At 61.7% G+C, this 22,759-nt stretch carries 18 protein-coding genes and 1 tRNA gene; 15 read left to right on the forward strand and 4 right to left on the reverse strand.

From position 1 onward, the window contains the following. Positions 1–324 (reverse strand): PspC domain-containing protein (locus tag Y708_RS0108795; protein ID WP_028279639.1); only part of this gene is annotated, 324 nt, incomplete at its 3' end. Between the two features lie 124 nt (positions 325–448). Here Y708_RS0108795 and Y708_RS0108800 point away from each other — a divergent pair. Beyond that, positions 449–1,702, forward strand: coding sequence for an ATP-binding protein (locus tag Y708_RS0108800; RefSeq protein ID WP_028279640.1), 1,254 nt, complete (start codon positions 449–451; stop codon positions 1,700–1,702). Then, positions 1,695–2,345: a LuxR C-terminal-related transcriptional regulator gene (locus Y708_RS0108805; protein ID WP_028279641.1), complete on the forward strand. Its 651-nt coding sequence runs from the start codon at positions 1,695–1,697 to the stop codon at positions 2,343–2,345. Before Y708_RS0108800 ends, Y708_RS0108805 begins: the two co-directional genes overlap by 8 nt. Positions 2,346–2,352: 7 nt before the next feature. On the opposite strand, the gene Y708_RS0108810 is transcribed toward Y708_RS0108805, so the two are convergent. Then, a complete protein-coding gene (locus tag Y708_RS0108810) occupies positions 2,353–3,588 on the reverse strand; it encodes a pyridoxal phosphate-dependent aminotransferase (RefSeq protein WP_035775811.1) in 1,236 nt (411 codons plus the stop codon). A gap of 218 nt (positions 3,589–3,806) precedes the next feature. Here Y708_RS0108810 and Y708_RS0108815 point away from each other — a divergent pair. The 7 genes from Y708_RS0108815 to Y708_RS23950 all read left to right on the forward strand — a co-directional run bounded on the left by Y708_RS0108815 (position 3,807) and on the right by Y708_RS23950 (position 8,767). Next, positions 3,807–3,879: transfer RNA gene (locus Y708_RS0108815), tRNA-Trp, on the forward strand. 95 nt (positions 3,880–3,974) lie between these two features. Then, positions 3,975–4,247, forward strand: coding sequence for a preprotein translocase subunit SecE (secE, locus tag Y708_RS0108820; protein WP_035775812.1), 273 nt, complete (start codon positions 3,975–3,977; stop codon positions 4,245–4,247). 59 nt (positions 4,248–4,306) lie between these two features. Beyond that, positions 4,307–5,176: a transcription termination/antitermination protein NusG gene (nusG, locus tag Y708_RS0108825; RefSeq protein ID WP_028279644.1), complete on the forward strand. Its 870-nt coding sequence runs from the start codon at positions 4,307–4,309 to the stop codon at positions 5,174–5,176. Between the two features lie 123 nt (positions 5,177–5,299). Continuing rightward, a complete protein-coding gene (gene rplK, locus Y708_RS0108830; protein ID WP_028279645.1) occupies positions 5,300–5,728 on the forward strand; it encodes a 50S ribosomal protein L11 in 429 nt (142 codons plus the stop codon). A 141-nt stretch (positions 5,729–5,869) separates the two neighbouring features. Beyond that, entirely contained in the window at positions 5,870–6,577 is a 708-nt protein-coding gene (gene rplA, locus Y708_RS0108835; RefSeq protein ID WP_028279646.1) for a 50S ribosomal protein L1, read from the forward strand. Positions 6,578–6,692: 115 nt separating this feature from the next. Next, on the forward strand, positions 6,693–7,790 hold the full coding sequence (locus tag Y708_RS0108840; RefSeq protein WP_028279647.1) for a GNAT family N-acetyltransferase: 1,098 nt from the start codon (positions 6,693–6,695) through the stop codon (positions 7,788–7,790). 2 nt (positions 7,791–7,792) lie between these two features. Continuing rightward, positions 7,793–8,767 (forward strand): GNAT family N-acetyltransferase, encoded by a 975-nt coding sequence (locus Y708_RS23950; RefSeq protein ID WP_162150459.1) that lies wholly within the window; start codon positions 7,793–7,795, stop codon positions 8,765–8,767. A 30-nt stretch (positions 8,768–8,797) separates the two neighbouring features. Here the strand turns inward: Y708_RS23950 and Y708_RS0108850 are convergent, their stop codons facing one another. Then, on the reverse strand, positions 8,798–9,508 hold the full coding sequence (locus Y708_RS0108850) for a FadR/GntR family transcriptional regulator (RefSeq protein ID WP_028279648.1): 711 nt from the start codon (positions 9,506–9,508) through the stop codon (positions 8,798–8,800). Positions 9,509–9,658: 150 nt separating this feature from the next. On the opposite strand from Y708_RS0108850, the gene Y708_RS0108855 reads away from it, so the two are divergent. The 4 genes from Y708_RS0108855 to rplL all read left to right on the forward strand — a co-directional run bounded on the left by Y708_RS0108855 (position 9,659) and on the right by rplL (position 13,462). Next, positions 9,659–11,140 (forward strand): four-carbon acid sugar kinase family protein, encoded by a 1,482-nt coding sequence (locus Y708_RS0108855; protein WP_028279649.1) that lies wholly within the window; start codon positions 9,659–9,661, stop codon positions 11,138–11,140. Between the two features lie 46 nt (positions 11,141–11,186). Further along, a complete protein-coding gene (locus tag Y708_RS0108860; protein ID WP_028279650.1) occupies positions 11,187–12,086 on the forward strand; it encodes an NAD(P)-dependent oxidoreductase in 900 nt (299 codons plus the stop codon). Positions 12,087–12,397: 311 nt separating this feature from the next. Further along, the gene (rplJ, locus tag Y708_RS0108865) at positions 12,398–13,024 is read left to right on the forward strand and encodes a 50S ribosomal protein L10 (RefSeq protein WP_028279651.1); all 627 of its coding nucleotides are present in this window, start codon (positions 12,398–12,400) and stop codon (positions 13,022–13,024) included. A gap of 60 nt (positions 13,025–13,084) precedes the next feature. Then, a complete protein-coding gene (gene rplL, locus Y708_RS0108870; RefSeq protein ID WP_028279652.1) occupies positions 13,085–13,462 on the forward strand; it encodes a 50S ribosomal protein L7/L12 in 378 nt (125 codons plus the stop codon). 65 nt (positions 13,463–13,527) lie between these two features. Here rplL and Y708_RS0108875 read toward each other — a convergent pair whose 3' ends face one another. Then, positions 13,528–14,730 (reverse strand): acetyl-CoA C-acetyltransferase, encoded by a 1,203-nt coding sequence (locus Y708_RS0108875; protein ID WP_028279653.1) that lies wholly within the window; start codon positions 14,728–14,730, stop codon positions 13,528–13,530. A 337-nt stretch (positions 14,731–15,067) separates the two neighbouring features. On the opposite strand from Y708_RS0108875, the gene rpoB reads away from it, so the two are divergent. Both rpoB and Y708_RS0108885 read left to right on the forward strand, forming a co-directional pair. Next, positions 15,068–18,577 carry a DNA-directed RNA polymerase subunit beta gene (gene rpoB, locus Y708_RS0108880; RefSeq protein WP_028279654.1) on the forward strand — a complete coding sequence of 1,170 codons (3,510 nt, stop codon included), beginning with the start codon at positions 15,068–15,070 and terminating at the stop codon, positions 18,575–18,577. 196 nt (positions 18,578–18,773) lie between these two features. Next, entirely contained in the window at positions 18,774–22,667 is a 3,894-nt protein-coding gene (locus Y708_RS0108885) for a DNA-directed RNA polymerase subunit beta' (RefSeq protein ID WP_028279655.1), read from the forward strand. The last annotated feature ends 92 nt before the right edge of the window (positions 22,668–22,759 follow it).

Consider the following 22,759-nt stretch of genomic DNA (forward strand, 5'->3'; position numbering starts at 1 on the left):
GGTCCAACTGCCGCGGCCCGCGGACTCAATGTGGATGCGGCCGTCCGGTTCCGGCAAAAGCGCCCAGGCCATGCCGTAGAGCAGGAGACCGATGCCGCCGAAGACCGCGAGCACCACAAAGATTCCGCGCACCAGAATGGGGTCGAGCCCGGTGCGGGCGGATATCCCGGTTGCCACCCCGCCGATCCAGCGGTCGCCGCCCCGGCTGATGCCGAGGCCGCGGATCCAGGTGAAGAAGCCGTTGCTTGACGATGGTTGTTCCTGCGGCGCGGCGGCCGGCTGACCGCTTTCCGATGCGGCAGGAGGGTCCTGTTGCGAGTTCATAGGATCATCCTGACAAAGCATCGGGGGCACAGCTATCGGGGCCTACCCTGAACCGTCCCTGACTGATGGCTGAAATACCCTCAAAGGCGGTTCGGAACAACGCGGCGCGTGTTTGGATTAACGCATGAAGGCTCCTCTGCTCCGTTCCAACGACGCCGTGATAGCCGGCGTATGTGCGGGGCTTGCGGCCCACCTGGGCATCTCCATCCGTGCAACACGGATTGGCATGGCGGCGCTCTGCCTCGCGGGCGGCGCGGGCGTGCTCCTCTATGGCTGGCTGTGGCTGCTGGTACCCACCACGGAAGAACGACGACGGCGGGGCACGTCTTCGCCAGGGCTGCGGTTGGGAACCACTGGACTCGCCGGGGCGGCGGTCGACACCGCTCCCGAGGTTACAGCCCGGGCGCGTGCCGGCAGACGTGAGGCGTTGATCGGTGCTGCGCTCCTGGTGGTAGCCGCAGCGTTTGTGGCGCAGCAGCTAGGCGCCAGTATTCAGTGGGGCTGGGTGCTGCCGGTGGGAGCGGTGGCGGTGGGAGCCGTGCTTGCGTGGTCCCAGATTGACGAGTCGCGGCGTGCGGGCCTGATGGACAGGGCAGGCGCCATCCAGGCCGGCGGTATGGCTCGTCTGATTTTAGGATTGGTCCTTGTGATGGTGGGTGTGCTCATCATGGTGTCGGGATCGATCTCCTGGAGTCTCACCTGGTCTACGCTGCTTGCAACCGGGGCCGTCCTGGGCGGCGTAGGTCTGGTGCTGGCTCCCTGGGCGCTGAAGTTCTGGAAGGACCTCGAAGCCGAGCGCGCGGGACGCATCCGCGAGACGGAGCGCGCCGAGATCGCAGCCCACCTGCATGACTCGGTGCTGCAGACCCTTGCCCTCATTCAGAACAGGGCTGGCTCCGAGCACGATGTGGTGCGGCTGGCACGGGCCCAGGAGCGGGAGCTGCGCAGCTGGCTGTACGCGGACACCGCGCGGCAGACCGGCAACTTCGCAGACCGGATCAAGGCAGTGGCAGCAGAAATCGAGGACAGCTACGGCCACCCCGTAGACGTTGTGTCGGTGGGGGACATACCGATGTCACCCCGCCAGGAGGTGATGGCGCAGGCAGCACGGGAAGCGGTGCTGAATGCGGCCAAGCACGCGGGCGGCACCATCTCCGTGTACCTTGAGGCGGGCCCGTTTGGTTCGGAGGTCTTTGTCCGGGACCGCGGCCGGGGATTCGATGTGGACGCGGTGCCGGCGGACAGGATGGGAATCCGTGAGTCCCTGTACAACCGGATGCAGCGCCACGGCGGCACAGTGATCATCCGGAGCAGCACAGAGGGTACCGAGGTTAAACTGAGGATGCCGGAAGAGAAATCAGGAGAACCGCGTGGCTGAGGAAATAAGCGTTGTGGTGGTGGACGATCACGCCATTTTCCGGTCCGGTCTGCGGGCCGACCTGGACCACAGGATTACGGTACTGGCAGAGGCAGCGACGGTGGAGGAAGCAATCGCCGCCATTCACCAGCACCGTCCGAGGGTGGTGCTGCTCGATGTCCATCTGCCCGGAGGAATCGGAGGCGGCGGCGCAGAAGTCATTGCAGGCTGCACGCAGTTGCTGGGCGCCACCAGCTTCCTGGCGCTGAGTGTCTCGGATTCCGCTGAGGATGTGGTGACTGTGATCCGTGCCGGGGCTCGGGGCTACGTCACCAAGACCATCTCCGGCACCGAAATCTCCGCGGCCGTGTTCCGGGTAGCTTCCGGCGACGCCGTGTTCTCACCGCGGCTCGCCGGTTTTGTGCTGGACGCTTTTGGAACGGCAGCCGTGGCGTCCGTGGACAGCGAGCTGGACCGGCTGTCGGCCCGGGAGCTGGAGGTCATGCGGCTGATTGCCCGCGGCTACAGCTACAAGGAAGTGGCCAGGGAGCTCTTCATCTCCATCAAGACGGTTGAGACCCATGTGTCCGCAGTGCTCCGCAAGTTACAGCTCTCCTCCAGACACGAACTGACCAGGTGGGCGGCGGAGCGGCGACTCCTGTAGGGCGTATTCACTTTGCCGTTGCGAGGAATTCCTGAAGACGGCGGACGCCCTCGGCAAGATCGGCATCCCCCAGCGCGTAGGAGAGGCGCAGGTAACCGCTTGGACCGAAGGCCTCGCCGGGCACCACCGCCACCTCCACCTTGTCGAGAATCAGCGCGGCAAGTTCGGCCGAGGTTGCGGGTTTGCTGCCGGCCAGCTCACGGCCAAGGAGATCCCGGACGTCGGCGTAGGCGTAGAACGCTCCGTGCGGAACAGGGCATTCAACGCCGTCGATCGCGTTAAGCGCGGACACCATAGCCCGACGACGGCGGTCAAAGGCAACCTTCATCTCCTCAACCGCGGTCAGAGGTCCCGATACCGCGGCCAGCGCCGCCATCTGCGGGACGTTGGACACGTTCGACGTTGCGTGGGACTGGAGATTGGTGGCCGCCTTCACCACATCGAGGGGTCCGATCATCCACCCCACCCGCCAGCCGGTCATCGCATAGGTCTTGGCCACCCCGTTGAGTACCACCACGCGGTCGCCGAGCGCAGGCACAGCCGTCGCGATCGAGGTGAAGGCGACGTCGTCGTACGTCAGGTGCTCGTAGATTTCGTCAGTGACCACCCATAGTCCCCTGGCGGCCGCCCATTCGCCGATCTCCCGCACCTGATCCGGGCTGTACACCGCGCCTGTGGGGTTGGATGGTGACACAAAGAGGAGCACCTTGGTGCGGGCGGTGACCGCTTCTTCCAGCTGTGCAACGTTGACCAGATAGCCTTGCTCGGGACCTGCGAATACCTCCACCGGGACGCCGCCGGCAAGCCGAATGGCTTCCGGATAAGTGGTCCAGTACGGGGTGGGTACCAGGACCTCGTCTCCTGGATCCAGGAGCGTTGCGAACGATTCGTAGACGGCCTGTTTGCCGCCGTTGGTCACCAGCACCTGGCTGGGGTCCACATGGTACCCGGAGTCCCGCAGGGTCTTCTGCGCAATTGCCTCGCGCAGCTCCGGAAGGCCGCCGGCGGGGGAGTAGCGGTGGAAGCGGGGCTGCCGCGCGGCCTCGACGGCGGCGTCCACAATGTATTCGGGCGTGGGGAAATCCGGTTCGCCGGCCCCGAATCCAATCACAGGGCGTCCCGCTGCCTTGAGGGCCTTCGCCTTGGCATCAACGGCAAGAGTGGCGGATTCGGCTATGGAGCCCACCCGTTGCGAGACACGTCCCGCAGAGGAGTACTTCAATATGTCAGGGGAGGCGGTCATGGGGTTCCCGTTCATCGCGGCATTGGTGGGCCATTCCAGCTTAGGCGTTTGCCGCCGTCGCTGCCTGCCTTTACGCGCGTGCACGGCAAGTGAATGTCGGTTCCCCGCCCGGTTCGACGTGCGGGAGAGGATTGCGTAGACTAGTTCCTCGGTGTTGAAATCGCCATGATGGTCCATGCCTTCAGTTAGGCAGGGGAATCGGGCGCAGTTCGATCCATAGGGTAGTGGCGCAATTGGTAGCGCAGCGGTCTCCAAAACCGCAGGTTGCAGGTTCGAGTCCTGTCTGCCCTGCGCATAACCGTCAGTAGTTTCGGCGGCGGTGCGGCGATGAAATGTTCATGGGTGGCGGTCCGGTGAGGCCACGCTCAGAAATCTACACAGAATTGATGAGGTTGAAGGTGACCGATACAGCTGCGAGCAGCTCCAAGGGCAGCCCCGCCGGCAAGCAGACCCCCAAACGGGGTCCTATTGCCCGCATCATTCTGTTTGTACGTCAGATCATCGCCGAACTGCGGAAGGTGGTTGTACCCACCCGCCGCGAGCTGGTGCGGTTCACCATTACCGTCATGATTTTTGTGATCATCATGATCCTGATCGTGACGGGCCTCGATTTTGTTTTCGGTTCCGGTGCGGTGTGGCTGTTCGGCGGCGAAGGCTGACGTCCGTCCCACTGGCAGTAACCGAAAAGCGCAAGCAATCCCAGAAAGCAGGCAGCTAGGTGTCCGAGCAAGAACTCGAACGGCAGATCACAACCGAAGAGGATGATCTGGGCAGCGAGGATCAGGCAACTGAGACCGGTGTTGAGGAAACACCGGCCGGTGCCGTCGTGTCCGATAATGACCAAAGCTCCGATGACACTCCACGTGGCGACGACACTCCAGGTGACGACGCCGCCCAGGGCGCGGGCGCCACGGATGCGGAAGACGCTGACGCGGATGACGCGGATGTCACGGATGCGGAAGACGCCGAAGAGGCTCCGCCCGCAGTCGATCCCGTCGCGGAGTTCAAGGCCAAGCTGCGCCGCCAGGACGGCGACTGGTACGTCATTCACTCCTACGCGGGGTATGAGAACCGGGTTAAGGCCAATCTCGAAACCCGCATCCAGACACTGGACATGGAAGAGCGTATCTTCGAAATCCAAGTGCCTATGGAAGAAGTTGTGGAGATCAAGAACACCACCCGCAAGATCGTGAACCGGGTTCGTATCCCGGGTTACGTGCTGGTGCGGATGGACCTTACCGATGAGTCCTGGGGTGCTGTCCGGCACACTCCAGGCGTGACCGGATTTGTGGGCAACGCGCACAATCCCGTGCCGCTCAGCCTGAATGAAGTCTTCTCCATGCTGGAGCACACGGTGGTCCACACCGATGCTGAATCGGGTAAGCCCATGAAGTCGCAGGTCACCCCGGCAACGGTCAACTTCGAAGTTGGCGAACCGGTTACGGTCAATGAAGGTCCGTTCGAGACCCTCCAGGCAACCATTTCCGAGATCAAGCCTGAGTCCCAGCAGCTGGTGGTCCTGGTGTCCATTTTCGAGCGCGAAACTCCTGTGACGCTTTCGTTCAGCCAGGTCACCAAGCTGCAGTAACAATTTTCGTCTGGCCCGGAGCCGCTTAGTCCGGAGCAGACGGCAGGCCACCACGCCATGGTGGCCAACCACCCACGGGACGCTCCTGTCCCGGGGGACACAAAGTAAAAGAAGGACCCATCAATGGCCCCCAAGAAAAAGGTCACCGGCCTGATCAAGCTGCAGATCAATGCAGGCGCTGCCAACCCGGCACCGCCAATTGGTCCTGCTCTTGGCCAGCACGGTGTCAACATCATGGAATTCTGCAAGGCATACAACGCCGCCACGGAGTCCCAGCGCGGAAACGTCATTCCCGTGGAAATCACGGTGTATGAAGACCGTTCATTCACGTTCATTACCAAGACTCCGCCAGCAGCCGAGCTGATAAAGAAGGCCGCAGGCGTTCAGAAGGGTTCCGGTACGCCGCACACCGTCAAGGTTGCCAAGCTGACCCAGGCCCAGGTAGAGGAAATCGCCACCATGAAAATGGAGGACCTCAACGCCAACGATGTGAAGGCTGCTGCCAAGATCATCGCCGGTACCGCCCGCTCGATGGGTATCACTGTCGAGTAGCAGTTGAAGCGGCTTGCCGCTTCGAAAGACAAACAATCAAATAACGACGCCGGACTGACCACCTCAGGTGGGCAGGCGCCGTCGTACGTGGCAGGGCCGAGCGCGGTCCGCAGACCACAACTGCATAAGGAGAAAAAGCAGATGGCAAAGCGCAGCAAAGCATATGAGGCAGCTGTAGCCAAGATCGAGGCAGACAAGCATTACGCCCCGCTCGAGGCAGTAGTTCTGGCGAAGGAAACCAATCCTTCCACGTTCGATGCAACCGTTGAGGTTGCGTTCCGTTTGGGCGTTGACCCGCGCAAGGCTGACCAGATGGTCCGCGGCACGGTCAACCTCCCGCACGGCACCGGCAAGACCAAGCGCGTCCTCGTCTTCGCGACGGGTGAAAAGGCAGAAGCGGCAATTGCCGCCGGCGCCGACTTTGTTGGTTCCGATGACATGATCGAAAAGGTTGCCGCCGGCTGGGTCGATTTCGACGCCGCCGTTGCAACACCGGATCTGATGGGTAAGGTCGGACGCCTCGGAAAGGTACTTGGTCCCCGTAACCTGATGCCCAACCCGAAGACCGGTACCGTAACCGCTGACGTCACCAAGGCAGTCACCGACATCAAGGGCGGGAAGATCGATTTCCGCGTGGACAAGCACTCCAACCTGCACTTCATCATCGGCAAGGTCTCGTTCGATGTGCAGAAGCTCGCCGAAAACTACGCGGTGGCACTGGAAGAGGTTCTTCGCCTGAAGCCGTCGGCTTCGAAGGGCAACTACATACAGAAGGCAACGGTTTCCACCACCTTCGGCCCGGGAATCTCTGTTGATCCCAAGGTCACCAAGGTGCTGGCTGACGCCTAGGACTTAGCAAGCATTTGCCGCAGGGCAGGTACAGCGTCAGGCTGAACCTGCCCCGTTGCATTTAAATGATATTTAGTCATTGGTATTTCTCAATCACTTGGATTACCATGGTGCCATGACTACCATGTCCATCACCATTGAGCGGCTTGAACTTCCGGAATCGCTGGACTCCGCAGGGGCAGCTGATTTCATTGCAGCTTCCAACCTGGGCAATCTCGTGGAGCGGCAGCTCTGGGGCCATGATGATTTTTTTCACAGTGTCCGGGAGCGCTTTGAGGCCGCACGGCCCAATCAGTTTGAGGACCGGGTCACCTTTGTGGCCAGGCACGGAGGCCGGGTTATCGGGAAGGCTGTCATCGATGTACCGCTGACGGACAACCTGGGAACCTGCTACGTGACTGTGCTGGTGCATCCCGACTTCCGGAGGCAGGGTCTGGGCGGGCGGCTGCACGCAGCTGTTGAGGAGGTGACCCGCCGTCTGGGCAGGACCACCATGATGTCCTGGTCCGACCAACCCGCCAACGGCGTGCCCAATGGCCCGGGGGTGCTGGTCCCGGCCACAGGTGCCGGGGGATACCCGGGGAGCAGCGCCAGCGCCATCCTCGCGCTGCATTCGGGGTACAGCCTGGCGCAGATCGACAGGGCCAGCAGGCTGATGCTGGCAGAGGCGCTGCCGTCGGTCCCGGCTATGCACGATGCCGCCATGGCAGTGGCCGGACCGGACTACCGGATGGTGGATTGGTTGGATGACTGTCCTCCTTCGCTGGTGGACCAGTACGCCCGGCTCCGTCAGGCCATGAGCACTGATGTGCCGATGGGTGATCTTGTATGGGAAGAAGAGGTTTGGGATGCAGACCGCGTGCGTGAAAGTGAGCAGCGGATACGCAGGAGCGGCGGACGCCGCTTGATCCGCGCGGTGCTGCACCTTCCCAGCGGAATCCTCGTAGGGCACACGATTCTGGACTATCAACCCAACAAGCCGGAGGTTGTCTCGCAGGAGGACACGCTGGTGATCACCGCCCATCGCGGGCACAGGCTCGGCATGTGGCTCAAGGCCGCCAACCTGCTCGCGTTGAACACCGTCTGGCCTGCGGCGCAGCGCGTATACACGTGGAACGCGGAGGAGAATGCTCACATGCTGGCGGTCAACGTGGAGCTGGGTTTCAAGGCCGTGGGGTACACGGCGGCATGGCAGAAGAAGCTGGAAGGATGATTGTGAGATCGGCACTCGAAGAGCTTGTCGTTGAGCCGCTGGTAATTCCGGAATCGATTGATGTCCCTGAGGCCGGGGCCTTTCTCGCGGTGTGCCGCCTTGTCGATCAGGCGGAGCTGGAGCTCTGGGGCAATACCGACCGAGCGGCTACTTCCGCCCAGCGGCTGCGATCCTGGCGGAGCGACGAGTACAACGATCTGCGCATGTTCGTGGCCCGGCTCGACGGCGAAGTGGTGGGCCGGCTCTGGGTGGTCATGCCGCTCCGTGAGAACAAGGGCAAGGCGGAGCTTAACGTCCTGGTGGGCCAGCCGTGGCGCGGGCGGGGTATTGGCCGCGCGTTAATTGAGCGCGCGGAACAGATTGCAGCGCAGCAGGGCCGGACCATTCTGGAGGGCTACACGGAGCAGCCCGCCGACTTCGATCCGGATTCCGTTGCCTTGCTGGCACCGGTATCCGGCACCGGTGCCCTCCCCGCCGACTCGCGCGACGTGTTGTTTCTGCAGCGCAATGGATACACGCTTGAGCAGGTGGAGCGCTTCAGCGTGCTCCAGCTGCCACTCGATGAAGCCGAGGTGCAGGCGCTGGAGCGGACCGCCGCCGAAAGGTCAGCGGGCTACCGCATTCTCAGCTGGGTGGGCAAATGTCCTCAGCATCTGGTGGAGGAGTATGCGGGGCTCTGTGCGCGCATGGCAACCGACGCTCCAACGGCCGGACTCCACTATGAAGAGGAGATCTGGGATGAAAAGCGCGTTCGCTCCGACGAGGATGAAGCGATCGACGCGGGTTCCTCCCTGCAGGTGTCCGCCGCCCAGCATCTTGAGACGGGCCGCCTGGTCGCCTACACCGTCCTCACCAAGGCGGAGGGTAAGGACACCCTGGAGCAGGATGACACCTTGGTGGCGATGGGCTTCAGGCCCGCAGGGTGCGACGGCGAATGGCAGAAGAAGACCGACGACGACGGCGCAGTACCCCGGTAGCCGTCAGCCGCCGTCGTGCGTCCTCCGTGCTTAGGAGCGCTGTTCTTCCAGGACGTAGGACCTCAGGTCATCGAGGGTCTGCTGCATGTGGGCGTCCATTGCCCCGCGCGAGCGCTCCGGGTTCCGCGATGCCAGGCTTTCCGCGATGTTCTGATGATGTCCGATCGCATTCTCTTGAATCTGGCGGATCTCAGAAGTCTGGGTGCGGCGTCGCTCCAGTATCCGGTGCAGAGGTTCAAATAGCACCGCCACAAAAACGTTCTGTGAAGCCTGCAGAATGATGTCGTGGAAGGCGAGGTCCGCCTCCACGAATGCTGCAACATCATTGACCTCGTGGGCAGAGCGCATTGCGGCGACGTGGCCAAACAGTGCCTGAACTTCGGCGTCGTCAATCCGACCAGCCGCCAATTCACATGCTCCGGTTTCGAGCATGCGCCGCAGCTCAATTAATTGAACGGCGGCAGCCGCGTCGTTTTTCCCTTCGGATGCAGCCCGAAGCACAGCCTCGAGGGACGCCCAGCGGTTCAGTGGGTTCACGAACGTGCCTCGGCCGCGCTCTACTCTCAGGATGCGTTGCGCTTCCAGGGTCTTCATGGCCTCGCGCACCGTCATCCGGCTGACCTCATGTTTGGCGCTGAGCTCCAGCTCACCGGGCACACTGGCGCCTGGCGGGAATTCCCCCATGATGATCCGGTCCAGAAGTTCGTCTGCCACCACTCCGACCAGTGATTTCCGTGCCATGCTACCCGCGTCCACTGTTGTTGCCTTAGATGTCTGACAATTCTACTTGCGCGTCTTTGTGCCGTGTGCAACACTAGCATTTGAAGTTATAAATGTCAGACATCTTACAAATATATTAGCCTCATAAGTCCTCACACAATGGAGTGCGCAATGCCCGTTGAAGCAGATATCCTCGCCAACTTCCCGTCGGAAATGCAGATTCCCGCTCAACTGGTGGCCGACGGCGTCGTCCTGGCTTCCAAAACAGCGCCCCGCGTGCTGGTGGTCCTCGATGACGATCCCACCGGAACGCAGTCAGTGTGGGACCTCCCGGTCCTCACGCGCTGGGAGGCGCAGGACTTCACCTGGGCGTTCGCCCAGGCAAAACCAGCCATCTACGTCCTGACAAACAGCCGCAGCCTGGATCCCGCAGAAGCAGCCGCCCGCAATGAGGAGGTGGTCCGGAATGCGCTGGCCGCGGCTGCGGCCGGGGGCTTGGGGTTGCGTGTCGGTTTCGTCAGCCGAAGCGACTCCACGCTTCGCGGCCACTATCCGCTGGAGCCGGATGTCATCGCGGCCACGGTCAGCGCGGTAAGCGGTGCTGCGACCGACGGCGTCGTGATTGTTCCAGCATTTCCCGACGCCGGCCGCGTCACCATTGGCGGTATCCACTACATGCGTGCCACGGACAGCCAGGAGGGTCAGCTTATTCCGGTTGCCGAGACCGAGTTCGCCAAGGACGCCACCTTTGGATTCACCAACTCCGAAATGGCCCGGTATGTGGAGGAAAAGTCCCAGGGCCGATTCAAGGCGGAAGCTGTGATCGTCCTGGACCTCACCATCATCCGGGCAGGTAGCGCCGTCAATGATCCGGTCGTTTCCGCCAAGGCGATCGCGGACGCTATCGAGCCTGCGACGGAATCGACGCCCATTGTGGCTGACATCGTTACCGAGAACGATCTGCGTGCCCTTGCACTAGGGCTTGAGGAGGCTGAAAGGCGCGGTAAGAAACTCCTCTACCGTGTAGGCCCGCCGTTTGTCCGTGCACGCATCGGCCAGGAGATCCGCGCGGAACTCAGCGCCGCGGAGGCTTTCTCAGGCAATACCCCATCAGAGGCCGGCGGAATGATCGTGGTCGGCTCGCACGTGGGTGTCACCACGCGCCAACTCAAGGTTCTCGTAGAGCAGCACAGTGCGGCCCGCATCGTGGAGATCGACGTCGAACGGCTCCTCGCCGCAGACGCCGAGACGTACCTGGACCAGACCGTCGAAGCGGTTGTCGGTGCGCTCCGCAAAGGCGACGTGATCGTTCACACCAGCCGCCAGCTGATCAAAACCGGCGACGCCGCCGCGAGCCTGAAGATTGCCCGCACAGTGTCCGCCGCCGTCGTCGCCGTTGTTAACCGGACGCTGAAAACGTACCCACCGCGGTTTGTCATTGCCAAGGGCGGCATCACCTCATCGGATGTCGCCGCACATGGTCTGGAAATCCGTCACGCGATTGTCCGTGGACCAATGCTCCCGGGCATTGTCAGCCTGTGGGAACCCGTGGACGGCCCAGCGAAGGGGATTCCGTATGTGGTGTTTGCAGGAAACGTGGGCGACGACGAATCCCTGGCCCAGGTCACGCGGAAGCTGAGTAACACCTTCTAACACCATCAACATCGAACGAACAACGCAGCATTCAATGGAGAAAACCATGATTGAAACCTACAAAGTCACAGTCCTTGGCCTTGGCGCCATGGGCCTGCCAATGGCCACCCGCCTGGCAAGCAGGCTCGCAGTCCACGGCTTCGACATCGCCGAGCCCCGCCTGAAGCTCGCGGAAGAGGCCGGAGTCCAAACGTTTGCCTCGGCTCGCGAAGCAGTCCAGGACACTGACGCGCTGCTGCTGGCTGTGCGCAACAGTGAACAACTGGGCGATGTGCTCTTCGGAGAGAGTGGTGTGGCCTCCGCGCTGAAGCCGGGCGCCGTCGTCATCCTGACAAGCACGGTAGGGACGGAAGTGATTCCGGGTACTGTGGCCCGTCTGGCCGAGTTCGGCGTAGCGCTCGTGGACGCACCGCTGTCCGGTGGTCCCAAGCGTGCAGGCGTTGGGGATCTGCTGATCGTGGTCGGGGCGGAGCCCGCGGCGCTTGAATCAGCGCGTCCGGTTCTGGAGTTGCTGGCATCTACCCTGACGGTAGTGGGCGACAGGCCCGGCGACGGCCAGGCACTCAAGACAGTCAACCAGCTCCTCTGCGGCATCCACATTGCTGCTGCGGCCGAAGCAATGGCCCTCGCGGATGCGCTTGGTCTGGACCAGGCCAAGACCCTCGCCGCACTCGAGGCGGGTGCCGCCGGTTCATTCATGCTGTCCAACCGCGGCCCCCGCATCCTCGAGGCGTACAGCGAGGAAGGCGCCGAGGTGCTCAGCCGGCTGGACATCTTCGTCAAGGATATGGGGATTGTCGGCAAGGCCACCCGCGCCGCGGGCCTGGCGGCCCCGGTGGCCGCAGCCGCCGAACAGCTGTACCTGCTCGGTCAGGCCCAGGGGCTTGCTGCGGAAGACGATTCTGCTGTCATCAAGGTGATAGCCCCCACTAAACGCACGCTCTAAACACCCTCAACAAACCGACGACGGCGGCTCCCGCCATAGGCGATTTGGTCTCCAACTCGCCCATCCCGTAGTCTTGACTCACCAAAGACCGTCGGTCGATGCGTATCCCACAACTGATGCCGGACCTGTTCCGTGTGATGTTGCCGGGTGAGCATCTGAAGGTTCCCGTAATGGGCGGCCAGCGCAGGTTAACGTAGCTTTCTTCCCTGAGGCACTGTGTGCCTCAGTCTGGGAGATGCCCCGTGCAACCTGCGCGGGGCGTTTTTTATTGGAGCAGGCAGTACCGGCACCAATTCCCCGGAAGGAGGGTTATGGCAACGCCAATCAAGGTATCGGCAGTGGAGGAAATCACCAATGATTTCAAAGACTCCAACGCTGCTGTCCTAACCGAATACCGTGGGCTCACCGTTGCGCAGCTGAAGGAACTTCGCCGTTCACTCGGCGCAGAAACCAAATACGCTGTCGTCAAAAACACCCTGACGGGCATTGCAGCCAAGGAAGCAGGCATCGACGCGTTCGATGGTCAGCTTGCCGGACCCACTGCAATCGCCTTCATCAAGGGTGACGCCATCGCTGCGGCAAAGAGCCTTACGGATTTCGCGAAGTCCAACCCACAGCTCGTCATCAAAACCGGAATTTTTGAAGGCAAGACCTTCAATTCCGGTGAGGTTGCTGCCCTCGCGGCGCTCGAGTCGCGTGAGTTCCAGCTGTCCAGGGTAGCCGGTGTGCTGAAAGCACCCATGGCCACCCTTGCCCGCACCCTCGATGCCCTACGCATCAAGCTGGAGGAGAACGAAGGGGGATCTGCGTCAGCAGAATCTTCCGTCTCCGAAGATCCCGCTGCTGAAGAGGCCCCCGCTGCACCCGTTGCAGAGGAAGCCGCCGCATCCGCAGACGCTGCACCCGCAGAAGAAGCAGCCTCCCCCGAAGAGAAGTAATTTTCTTCATCCACCAAATCTCCCGGTGCACGCAGCACCACAAAGGAAGGATGCTTAGCCATGGCGAAGCTCACCAACGAAGAGCTCATTGAAGCTTTCAAGGAACTGACCATCATCGAACTCTCTGAGTTCGTCAAGCTGTTTGAGGAGACCTTCGAGGTCACCGCAGCAGCCGTAGCAGTTGCTGGCCCCGCCGGCGGCGGCGGCGAAGAGGCTGAAGCCGAGCAGGATGCGTTTGACGTAGTCCTCGAAGCTGCAGGCGACAAGAAGATCGCAGTGATCAAGGAAGTACGCGCCCTGACCTCACTGGGTCTGAAGGAAGCCAAGGATGTTGTGGACAGCGCACCCAAGGCTGTACTGGAAGGCGTAACCAAGGAAGCTGCTGAGAAGGCCAAGGAAGCCCTCGAGGCTGCCGGCGCAACGGTTACCCTGAAGTAATACGCTTCACACAGGAAGCCCCGCACTCCACCAAAGCGAGTGCGGGGCTTCTTCTGCGTCTGGCGTCAGTTGCGGTACAGGAGGAGTGCCTCTCCCTGCCCGCCGCCGCCGCACAGCGAAACCGCGGCGCGCCCGGAACCGCGCTTGTTCAATTCATGGGCGGCGTGCAGTGCCAGCCTTGCTCCTGAAGCTCCAATCGGGTGTCCCAGCGCAATTGCTCCGCCGTGGATGTTGCACTGGTCGAGGGGGACATTCAGCTCCTTCAGCGATTGGCAGGCCACCGAACCGAATGCCTCGTTGATTTCCACGAAATCCAGGTCCGGTGTGGACCAGCCCGCGCGCCCCAATGCCTGGTGAATGGCGTTGGCGGGCTGGGAGTGCAGGGAATTATCGGGGCCCGCCACCTGGCCGTGGTTCCCCACCACCGCAAGGATGTCCAGCCCGAGGCTCTCTGCATTCTCGCGGGATGTCAGTACAAGAGCTGCGGCACCGTCGGACAGCGGAGAGGAATTACCGGCGGTGATGGTGCCCGCCTTATCGAACGCCGGGCGAAGTCCTGCAAGGGTTTCGACGGTTGTTCCGGGGCGGACGCCTTCATCTTCGGTGAGGATGACGTCGTCGCCCTTTCTCTGCGGCACGGTGACCGGAACAATTTCCGCCTTGAACGCACCGGACTCCATGGCCGCGGCTGCGCGCTGGTGGGAGAACGCCGCCACAGTGTCCTGGGCGGTTCGTTCGATGCCGAGCACGGCGTTCCCACGCTCCGTGGACGCGCCCATCGATTCATTATCGAAGGCATCCGTCAGCCCGTCATTGGCAACCGAGTCCACGGCCTGCATGTTGCCGTACGTCCAGCCCTGACGCGACCCGGGGAGCAGATGCGGTCCGCGGGTCATCGATTCCTGACCACCGGCAACCACAACGGTTGCCTCCCCGCTGCGGATCAGGCGCGCTGCGTCAATGACGGCGGTCAACCCGGAGAGGCAGACTTTGTTGATGGTGACGGTGGGGACGTCCCATCCGATTCCCGCTTTGATTGCGGTCTGACGGGCAGGATTCTGGCCACATCCGGCCTGCACCACGTGTCCCATGATCAGGGTGTCCACGCGGTCTGCGGTAACCCGGGAGCGCTCAAGGGCCCCCGCGACGGCAAGGGCGCCGAGCTCGACGGCGGTGAATGCGGACAGTTGACCGTTCAACCGCCCCTGCGGGGTGCGAGCACCGCCGACGATCACAACGTCGCCGGGATTCTTCTCGAGGATGTTCATGGAAAGGGCTCACTTTCTTCATTGAATGGTGCTGGCACAAGGCTACCGGAGGCACGCGTGGTTTCAGCTAATTGTCATTAACCGGGAGCCGGGAGTGCGTGGGTGTTTTATACCACACACGGTTGGACATTGCAGCCACCCTGGCGTACAGTAGATATTTGCGTCTTCCCTCTTAACCTCAGCCTTCATATAGCGGTGGGCTTTGCCTTGCATTGGTCATTTAACGGGATTTTCCGGATTTCCGGCTTCCGTTCAATGGCTGCGGGCAGCGGGTTGCACCATTCGGTGCAGGGACTCAAGCGCTGAATACGCCTGAAGGTCTGTGGAAGGATCCCTCTTGGTCGCCTCGAGCACCTCTAATAATGCAACCGCTACCAGCCAGGTCGACGCCGACGGCGCCGCACCCCGGCTTACATTCGCAAAGATTCACGAACCGCTGGACGTTCCCAATCTTCTTGCCCTTCAAACCGACAGCTTTGACTGGCTGGTTGGAAACGAGCGCTGGAAAGCTCGCCTTGAAGAGGCGTTGGCAAAGAACCTCCAAGGCGTGGCAACCACGTCCGGTCTGGCCGACATCTTCGAAGAGATCTCTCCGATCGAGGATTTCCAGGGCACCATGTCCCTGAGCTTCTCCGAACCGGAGTTCGCCGATCCCAAATACACCATGGCTGAGTGTAAGGACAGGGACGCCACCTACGCGGCGCCGCTGTACGTCAAGGCCGAGTTCATGAACAACAACACGGGCGAGATCAAGCAACAGACCGTGTTCATGGGTGACTTTCCGCTGATGACGGAAAAAGGCACGTTTGTTATCAACGGCACCGAGCGTGTTGTCGTGTCACAGCTGGTTCGCTCCCCGGGCGCGTATTTCGAGCGCACCGCTGACAAAACCAGCGACAAGGACATCTTCAGTGCGAAGATCATCCCGTCCCGTGGCGCCTGGTTTGAACTGGAGATCGACAAGCGCGACCAGGTGGGAGTCCGCCTGGACCGCAAGCGCAAGCAGTCGGTCACCGTTCTGCTGAAGGCACTCGGCTGGACCGAGGGCCAGATCCTCGAGACCTTCGGTGAGTATGATTCCATCCGGGCCACGCTCGAGAAGGACGCCACCGAAACCCAGGAAGATGCCTTGCTGGACATCTACCGGAAGCTCCGTCCGGGAGAGCCACCCACGGTTGAGGCTGCCAAAACGCTGCTGGACAACCTGTACTTCAACGCCAAGCGTTATGACCTCGCCAAGGTTGGCCGTTACAAGATCAACCGCAAGCTGGGCATTGACAAGAACCTTGGCGACAGTGACGCCTCGGTCCTGAACATTGACGACATTGTCGCGATGATCAAGTTCCTGGTGGCCCTGCACGCCAACGAGAAAACCCTCACCGGCCGTCGTGACGGCGAAGACGTCGAGCTGCGCGTTGAGGTCGATGACATCGACCACTTCGGCAACCGCCGTATCCGCGCCGTGGGCGAGCTCATCGAGAATCAGGTCCGCACAGGTCTCTCCCGTATGGAGCGTGTTGTGCGCGAGCGCATGACCACCCAGGATGTCGAGGCCATTACGCCGCAGACACTGATCAACATCCGTCCCGTTGTGGCAGCTATCAAGGAGTTCTTCGGAACCTCCCAGCTGTCGCAGTTCATGGACCAGAACAACCCGCTCGCCGGACTGACGCACAAGCGCCGCCTGTCTGCGCTGGGCCCGGGTGGCCTGTCCCGTGACCGTGCCGGCATGGAAGTCCGTGACGTTCACCCGTCGCACTACGGCCGTATGTGCCCCATCGAAACCCCTGAAGGTCCCAACATTGGCCTCATCGGTTCGCTGGCATCCTACGGACGGATCAACACGTTCGGCTTCATCGAAACCCCGTACCGCAAGGCTGAGAACGGGATCGTCACCGAACAGATCGACTATCTGACGGCTGATGACGAGGTTGAGCGCCTGATTGCGCAGGCCAACGCTCCGCTTGACGCAAAGGGCAAGTTCGTTGAGGACATGGTTCTGGTGCGTACCCGTGGAGGCTCCGGCGAGCCTGTGCTCGTCGCGGCAGCCGAAGTTGAGTACATGGACGTTTCCCCGCGCCAGATGGTGTCGGTGGCAACGGCCCTGATTCCGTTCCTTGAGCACGACGACGCCAACCGCGCGCTGATGGGTGCCAACATGCAGCGTCAGGCTGTTCCGCTGCTCCGTTCCGAGCGCCCGTTGGTGGGCACCGGAATGGAAAAGTACGCAGCAGTGGACGCCGGGGACGCAGTCACCGCCGCCAAGGCGGGCGTGGTCAGCGAAGTTTCTGCCGATCTGGTTGCAGTGCTTAACGACGACGGCACAGAGACCAATTACCCGATCATGAAGTTCGCGCGCTCCAACCAGGGCAACGCGTACAACCAGCGGGTTCTGGTTGCTGAAGGCGACCGGGTCGAGTACAACACGATCATTGCGGATGGTCCGTCCACCGATCAGGGTGAGTTGGCCCTGGGCAAGAACATGCTGGTTGCGTTCATGTCCTGGGAAGGCCACAACTTCGAGGACGCCATCATCCTCTCGCAGCGCATCGTTTCAGACGACGTGCTTACCTCCATCCACATTGAGGAGCATGAGGTTGACGCCCGCGACACCAAGCTTGGTGCCGAGGAAATCACCCGTGACATCCCCAACGTCTCCGAAGAGGTTCTTGGTGCGCTCGATGAGCGCGGCATCATCCACATCGGTGCCGAGGTTGAGGCCGGCGACATTCTGGTTGGCCGCGTTACCCCCAAGGGTGAAACTGAACTGACCCCGGAGGAGCGCCTGCTCCGCGCGATCTTCGGTGAGAAGAGCCGCGAGGTCCGAGACACTTCGCTGAAGGTGCCCCACGGTGAGTCCGGAACGGTTATCGGTGTGCGGATCTTTGACCGCGACAACGACGACGAACTGCCTCCCGGCGTGAACCAACTGGTCCGCGTCTATGTTGCACAGAAGCGTAAGATCACGGACGGCGACAAGCTGGCCGGCCGCCACGGCAACAAGGGCGTTATCTCCAAGATCCTGCCGATCGAGGACATGCCGTTCATGGAAGACGGAACTCCCGTTGACATCGTGCTGAACCCGTTGGGTGTGCCAGGCCGAATGAACGTTGGCCAGGTCCTCGAGGTTCACCTCGGCTGGGTCGCGAAGCAGGGCTGGAAGATCGAGGGCAACCCCGATTGGCTCAAAAACCTGCCGAACCTTCCGCGCGAAATCGACACCACCACTGTGGCCACTCCCGTCTTCGACGGCGCCACCGAGGATGAAATTGTTGGGCTGATGAAGTCCACCAACGTCACCCGCGACGGCGATCGCCTCATCGGCGAGTCCGGGAAGGCATGGCTCTTCGACGGACGCTCCGGCGAACCGTTTCCGGATCCAATCTCCGTTGGCTACATGTACATCCTGAAGCTGCACCACCTTGTTGATGACAAGATTCACGCCCGTTCAACCGGACCGTACTCCATGATCACCCAGCAGCCGCTTGGTGGTAAGGCCCAGTTCGGCGGACAGCGCTTCGGTGAAATGGAAGTGTGGGCACTTGAGGCCTATGGCGCCGCCTACACGCTGCAGGAACTTCTGACCATCAAGTCGGATGACATCCATGGACGCGTGAAGGTGTACGAGGCCATCGTCAAGGGCGAGAACATTCCGGAGCCAGGTGTTCCGGAGTCCTTCAAGGTGTTGATCAAGGAAATGCAGTCGCTGTGCCTGAACGTGGAAGTCCTTTCCACCGACGGAACAACGATCGAGATGCGTGACTCGGATGAAGAAGTCTTCCGGGCCGCGGAGGAGCTGGGCATCGACCTTTCAAGGGCCGAGCCGAGTTCTGTCGAGGAAGTGTAAGGCGACATCCGGACTTAGTCCGGCCCCAGCGCCTGGAGAAAGGCGGCTTTAAACTCCGAAGCGAGCTCTGCGAGCGAAGGAGTTTCGTTGCCGCCGTTCCAGGCGCAGGGCCGGGCACCCGGCCACCGTCGTCGTAATCCTCACCGCCCCCATCAGACTTCAAGAATTTAGAGAACAAAGAGAGAACAGGGACCATATGTCCAGCGAATCCTCCTTCGGCCTCATGCGAATCGGCCTTGCCACTGCGGAAGAAATCCGTGGTTGGTCTTACGGCGAGGTCAAGAAGCCGGAAACCATCAATTACCGTACCCTCAAGCCTGAGAAGGACGGCCTCTTCTGCGAGAAGATCTTTGGACCTTCACGTGACTGGGAATGCTACTGCGGCAAGTACAAGCGTGTCCGTTTCAAGGGCATCATTTGTGAGCGTTGTGGCGTAGAGGTCACACGTGCCAAGGTGCGCCGTGAGCGCATGGGCCACATTGAGCTTGCTGCTCCTGTAACCCACATCTGGTACTTCAAGGGTGTCCCCTCACGTCTGGGTTACCTTCTTGATCTTGCTCCGAAGGACCTTGAAAAGGTCATCTACTTCGCGGCGTACATGATCACCTCCGTGGATGAGGAAAACCGCCACGCCGAGCTGCCTAACCTCCAGGCAGAGCATGACCTTGAGAAGAAGCAGATGGTGGACACCCGCGACTCCGACATCGCAACCATCGCCAAGGACCTCGAGAACGAGCTCGCACGTCTCGAGGGCGAGGGCGCCAAGGCTGCCGACAAGAAGAAGGCCCGTGACTCGGCCGATCGTCAGATGGCGAATGTCCGTAAGCGTGCCGACGCCGAGATCGAGCGGCTGGAACAGGTTTGGGACCGGTTCAAGAACCTCAAGGTCGCTGACCTTGAAGGCGACGAGGGTCTGTACCGCGAACTCCGCGACCGTTACGGCCTGTACTTCGAGGGTTCCATGGGTGCCGAAGCCATCAAGAAGCGTCTTGAGAACTTTGACATGCCCGGTGAGGCTGAGATGCTGCGCGACATCATCCAGAACGGCAAGGGCCAGCGCAAAACACGCGCGCTCAAGCGGCTCAAGGTTGTCAACGCGTTCCTGACCACCACCAACAGCCCGCTCGGCATGGTGTTGGACGCTGTCCCGGTGATCCCGCCGGAACTGCGCCCAATGGTTCAGTTGGACGGTGGCCGTTTCGCGACCTCCGACCTCAACGACCTCTACCGCCGTGTGATCAACCGCAACAACCGCCTCAAGCGACTGCTTGATCTCGGTGCCCCGGAGATCATCGTAAACAACGAGAAGCGCATGCTTCAGGAAGCTGTTGACAGCCTCTTCGACAACGGCCGCCGCGGGCGTCCGGTCACCGGACCGGGCAACCGTCCACTGAAGTCACTGAGCGACATGCTCAAGGGCAAGCAGGGTCGTTTCCGTCAGAACCTCCTCGGCAAGCGCGTCGACTACTCGGGCCGTTCGGTCATCGTCGTCGGCCCGCAGCTGAAGCTGCACCAGTGTGGTTTGCCCAAGCAGATGGCGCTTGAGCTCTTCAAGCCATTCGTGATGAAGCGGCTGGTGGACCTCAACCACGCGCAGAACATCAAGTCTGCCAAGCGCATGGTCGAGCGGTACCGTCCACAGGTCTGGGATGTCCTTGAAGAGATCATCACCGAGCACCCGGTCCTGCTGAACCGCGCACCAACCCTGCACCGTTTGGGCATCCAGGCATTCGAACCGCAGCTGGTTGAAGGTAAGGCCCTTCAGCTGCACCCGCTGGTTTGCGGTGCGTTCAACGCGGACTTCGACGGCGACCAGATGGCAGTCCACCTGCCGCTGAGTCCTGAAGCGCAGGCCGAGGCGCGCATCCTGATGTTGTCCTCCAACAACATCCTGAAGCCGTCCGATGGCCGTCCGGTGACCCTCCCGTCGCAGGATATGATCATCGGTCTCCACCACCTCACCACCAAGCGTGAGGGTTCCGCAGGCGAGGGCCGTGTGTTCTCAACCTCCGCGGAGGCCATCATGGCCTTTGACATTGGCGAGCTGCACCTGAACTCCGTGGTCCGCATCCGCGTCTCGGGATTCGTCCCCAGTGCCGACGTCGCAGCCCCTGAGGGCTGGGAAGAAGGTACCCCGGCACTCATCGAGACATCGCTGGGACAGGTGCTCTTCAACGAGACGCTTCCCGCCGATTACCCGTGGGTGGAGAAGGTTGCCGACAAGGGCCAGCTTTCCACTATCGTCAACGACCTCGCAGAGCGGTACCCCAAGGTGGTGACAGCGGCAACGCTGGACAACCTGAAGGATGCCGGCTTCTACTGGGCCACCCGCTCCGGCGTCACTGTGGCAATCTCCGATATTTCCGCGCCGATCAACAAGGCCGGAATTATGGAGGGCTACGAGACCCAGGCGGCCAAGGTGCAGTCCCAGTTCGACAAGGGCCTCATCGCTGATGAGGAACGCCGTCAGGAACTGATCGACATCTGGAACAAGGCCACCAATGAGGTTGCTGAGTCCATGCGCGGTGCCATGCCCAAGGACAACACGATCAACCGCATGGTGTCCTCAGGTGCACGTGGTAACTGGCTGCAGGTCCGCCAGATCGCTGGTATCCGTGGACTCGTGGCAAACCCCAAGGGCGAGATCATCCCGCGTCCGATCAAGTCCTCATACCGCGAGGGCCTGTCGGTTCTGGAGTACTTCATCGCCACGCACGGTGCCCGTAAGGGTCTGGCGGACACCGCACTGCGTACCGCCAACTCGGGTTACCTGACGCGTCGACTGGTCGACGTCTCACAGGATGTGATTGTCCGCGAGGATGATTGCGGCACCGAACGCGGCCTGAGCGTCACGATTGCCGTGCCCAACGCCGACGGCGAGCTCGTCCTGCACGAGGAAGTCGAGAACTCGGCGTACGCACGTACGCTGGCAACCGACGTCGTCGACTCCAAGGGTAAGGTGCTTGCACCGGCCGGATCCGACGTCGGAGATGTGCTGATCGGCGAGCTGTTCGCCGCAGGCGTCACCGAGATCAAGGTGCGCTCGGTGCTGACCTGCGAGTCGAGTGTTGGTACGTGCGCCTTGTGCTACGGCCGTTCACTGGCAACGGGCAAGACCGTGGACATCGGCGAGGCTGTTGGCATCATCGCCGCGCAGTCCATCGGTGAGCCCGGAACGCAGCTGACCATGCGTACCTTCCACACCGGTGGTGTTGCATCGGCGGAGGACATCACCCAGGGTCTGCCACGTATCCAGGAGCTCTTCGAGGCGCGTACCCCCAAGGGTGTCGCCCCGATCTCCGAGGTTGCCGGTCGCGTGAACATCGAGGACGCTGAGAAGCAGCTGCGGCTGATTGTCACTCCGGATGATGGCTCCGAAGAGATTGCCTACCCGGTGCTGCGCCGTGCACGCCTGCTGGTAACGGACGGCGAGCACGTGGAGGTTGGCCAGCAGCTGGTATTCGGTGCTGTCGATCCCAAGCAGATCCTGCGTATCCTCGGCCCGCGTAAGGCACAGGAGTTCCTCGTGGACGAAGTGCAGCGCGTGTACCGCAGCCAGGGTGTGGGCATCCACGACAAGCATGTCGAGGTTATTGTCCGTCAGATGCTGCGCCGCGTCACGGTCATCGAGTCCGGCGAATCGGATCTCCTTCCCGGAGAGCTGGCCGAACGCCGGCGCTTCGAGAACGAGAACCGGCGGGTTGTGTCCGAGGGCAAGAAGCCGGCCTCAGGCCGTCCCGAGCTCATGGGCATCACCAAGGCATCACTGGCCACCGAGTCCTGGCTGTCCGCAGCCTCGTTCCAGGAGACCACGCGTGTTCTCACGCAGGCCGCCATGGAAGGCAAGAGCGATCCGTTGCTCGGCCTGAAGGAAAACGTGATCATCGGTAAGCTGATCCCGGCCGGAACCGGCCTGGACCGCTACACCAAGATCACCGTTGAACCGACCGAGGAAGCCAAGGCCAACCTGTTCACTGGTCCAAGCGCGTTCAGCGACTTTGACTACGCGGGTGTCGACGGCGGAATGAGCCCTGAGTTCCACGCCATTCCGTTGGATGACTACGACATGGGAACAAGCGACTTCCGCTAACGCGTAAGGCAGTCCTGCCGGAGAACCCCTGGATCCCTGTGATCCGGGGGTTCTCTGCATTCGTGGACAGTGCGTAACCGATCTTCTGGTAG

Source organism: Arthrobacter sp. H5 (assembly GCF_000520595.1).
Classification (GTDB): Bacteria; Actinomycetota; Actinomycetes; order Actinomycetales; family Micrococcaceae; genus Arthrobacter_D.

Excerpts from the sequence above, each read along its gene's own strand:
- Y708_RS0108800 (WP_028279640.1), top strand. The coding sequence starts at position 449 with ATGAAGGCTCCTCTGCTCCGTTCCAACGACGCCGTGATAGCCGGCGTA.
- Y708_RS0108810 (WP_035775811.1), bottom strand. The coding sequence starts at position 3,588 with ATGACCGCCTCCCCTGACATATTGAAGTACTCCTCTGCGGGACGTGTC.
- rplA (WP_028279646.1), top strand. The coding sequence starts at position 5,870 with ATGGCAAAGCGCAGCAAAGCATATGAGGCAGCTGTAGCCAAGATCGAG.
- rplK (WP_028279645.1), top strand. The coding sequence starts at position 5,300 with ATGGCCCCCAAGAAAAAGGTCACCGGCCTGATCAAGCTGCAGATCAAT.
- secE (WP_035775812.1), top strand. The coding sequence starts at position 3,975 with ATGAGGTTGAAGGTGACCGATACAGCTGCGAGCAGCTCCAAGGGCAGC.
- Y708_RS0108855 (WP_028279649.1), top strand. The coding sequence starts at position 9,659 with ATGCCCGTTGAAGCAGATATCCTCGCCAACTTCCCGTCGGAAATGCAG.
- rplJ (WP_028279651.1), top strand. The coding sequence starts at position 12,398 with ATGGCAACGCCAATCAAGGTATCGGCAGTGGAGGAAATCACCAATGAT.
- Y708_RS0108860 (WP_028279650.1), top strand. The coding sequence starts at position 11,187 with ATGATTGAAACCTACAAAGTCACAGTCCTTGGCCTTGGCGCCATGGGC.
- Y708_RS0108885 (WP_028279655.1), top strand. The coding sequence starts at position 18,774 with ATGTCCAGCGAATCCTCCTTCGGCCTCATGCGAATCGGCCTTGCCACT.
- Y708_RS0108850 (WP_028279648.1), bottom strand. The coding sequence starts at position 9,508 with ATGGCACGGAAATCACTGGTCGGAGTGGTGGCAGACGAACTTCTGGAC.
- Y708_RS0108840 (WP_028279647.1), top strand. The coding sequence starts at position 6,693 with ATGACTACCATGTCCATCACCATTGAGCGGCTTGAACTTCCGGAATCG.
- Y708_RS0108875 (WP_028279653.1), bottom strand. The coding sequence starts at position 14,730 with ATGAACATCCTCGAGAAGAATCCCGGCGACGTTGTGATCGTCGGCGGT.
- rplL (WP_028279652.1), top strand. The coding sequence starts at position 13,085 with ATGGCGAAGCTCACCAACGAAGAGCTCATTGAAGCTTTCAAGGAACTG.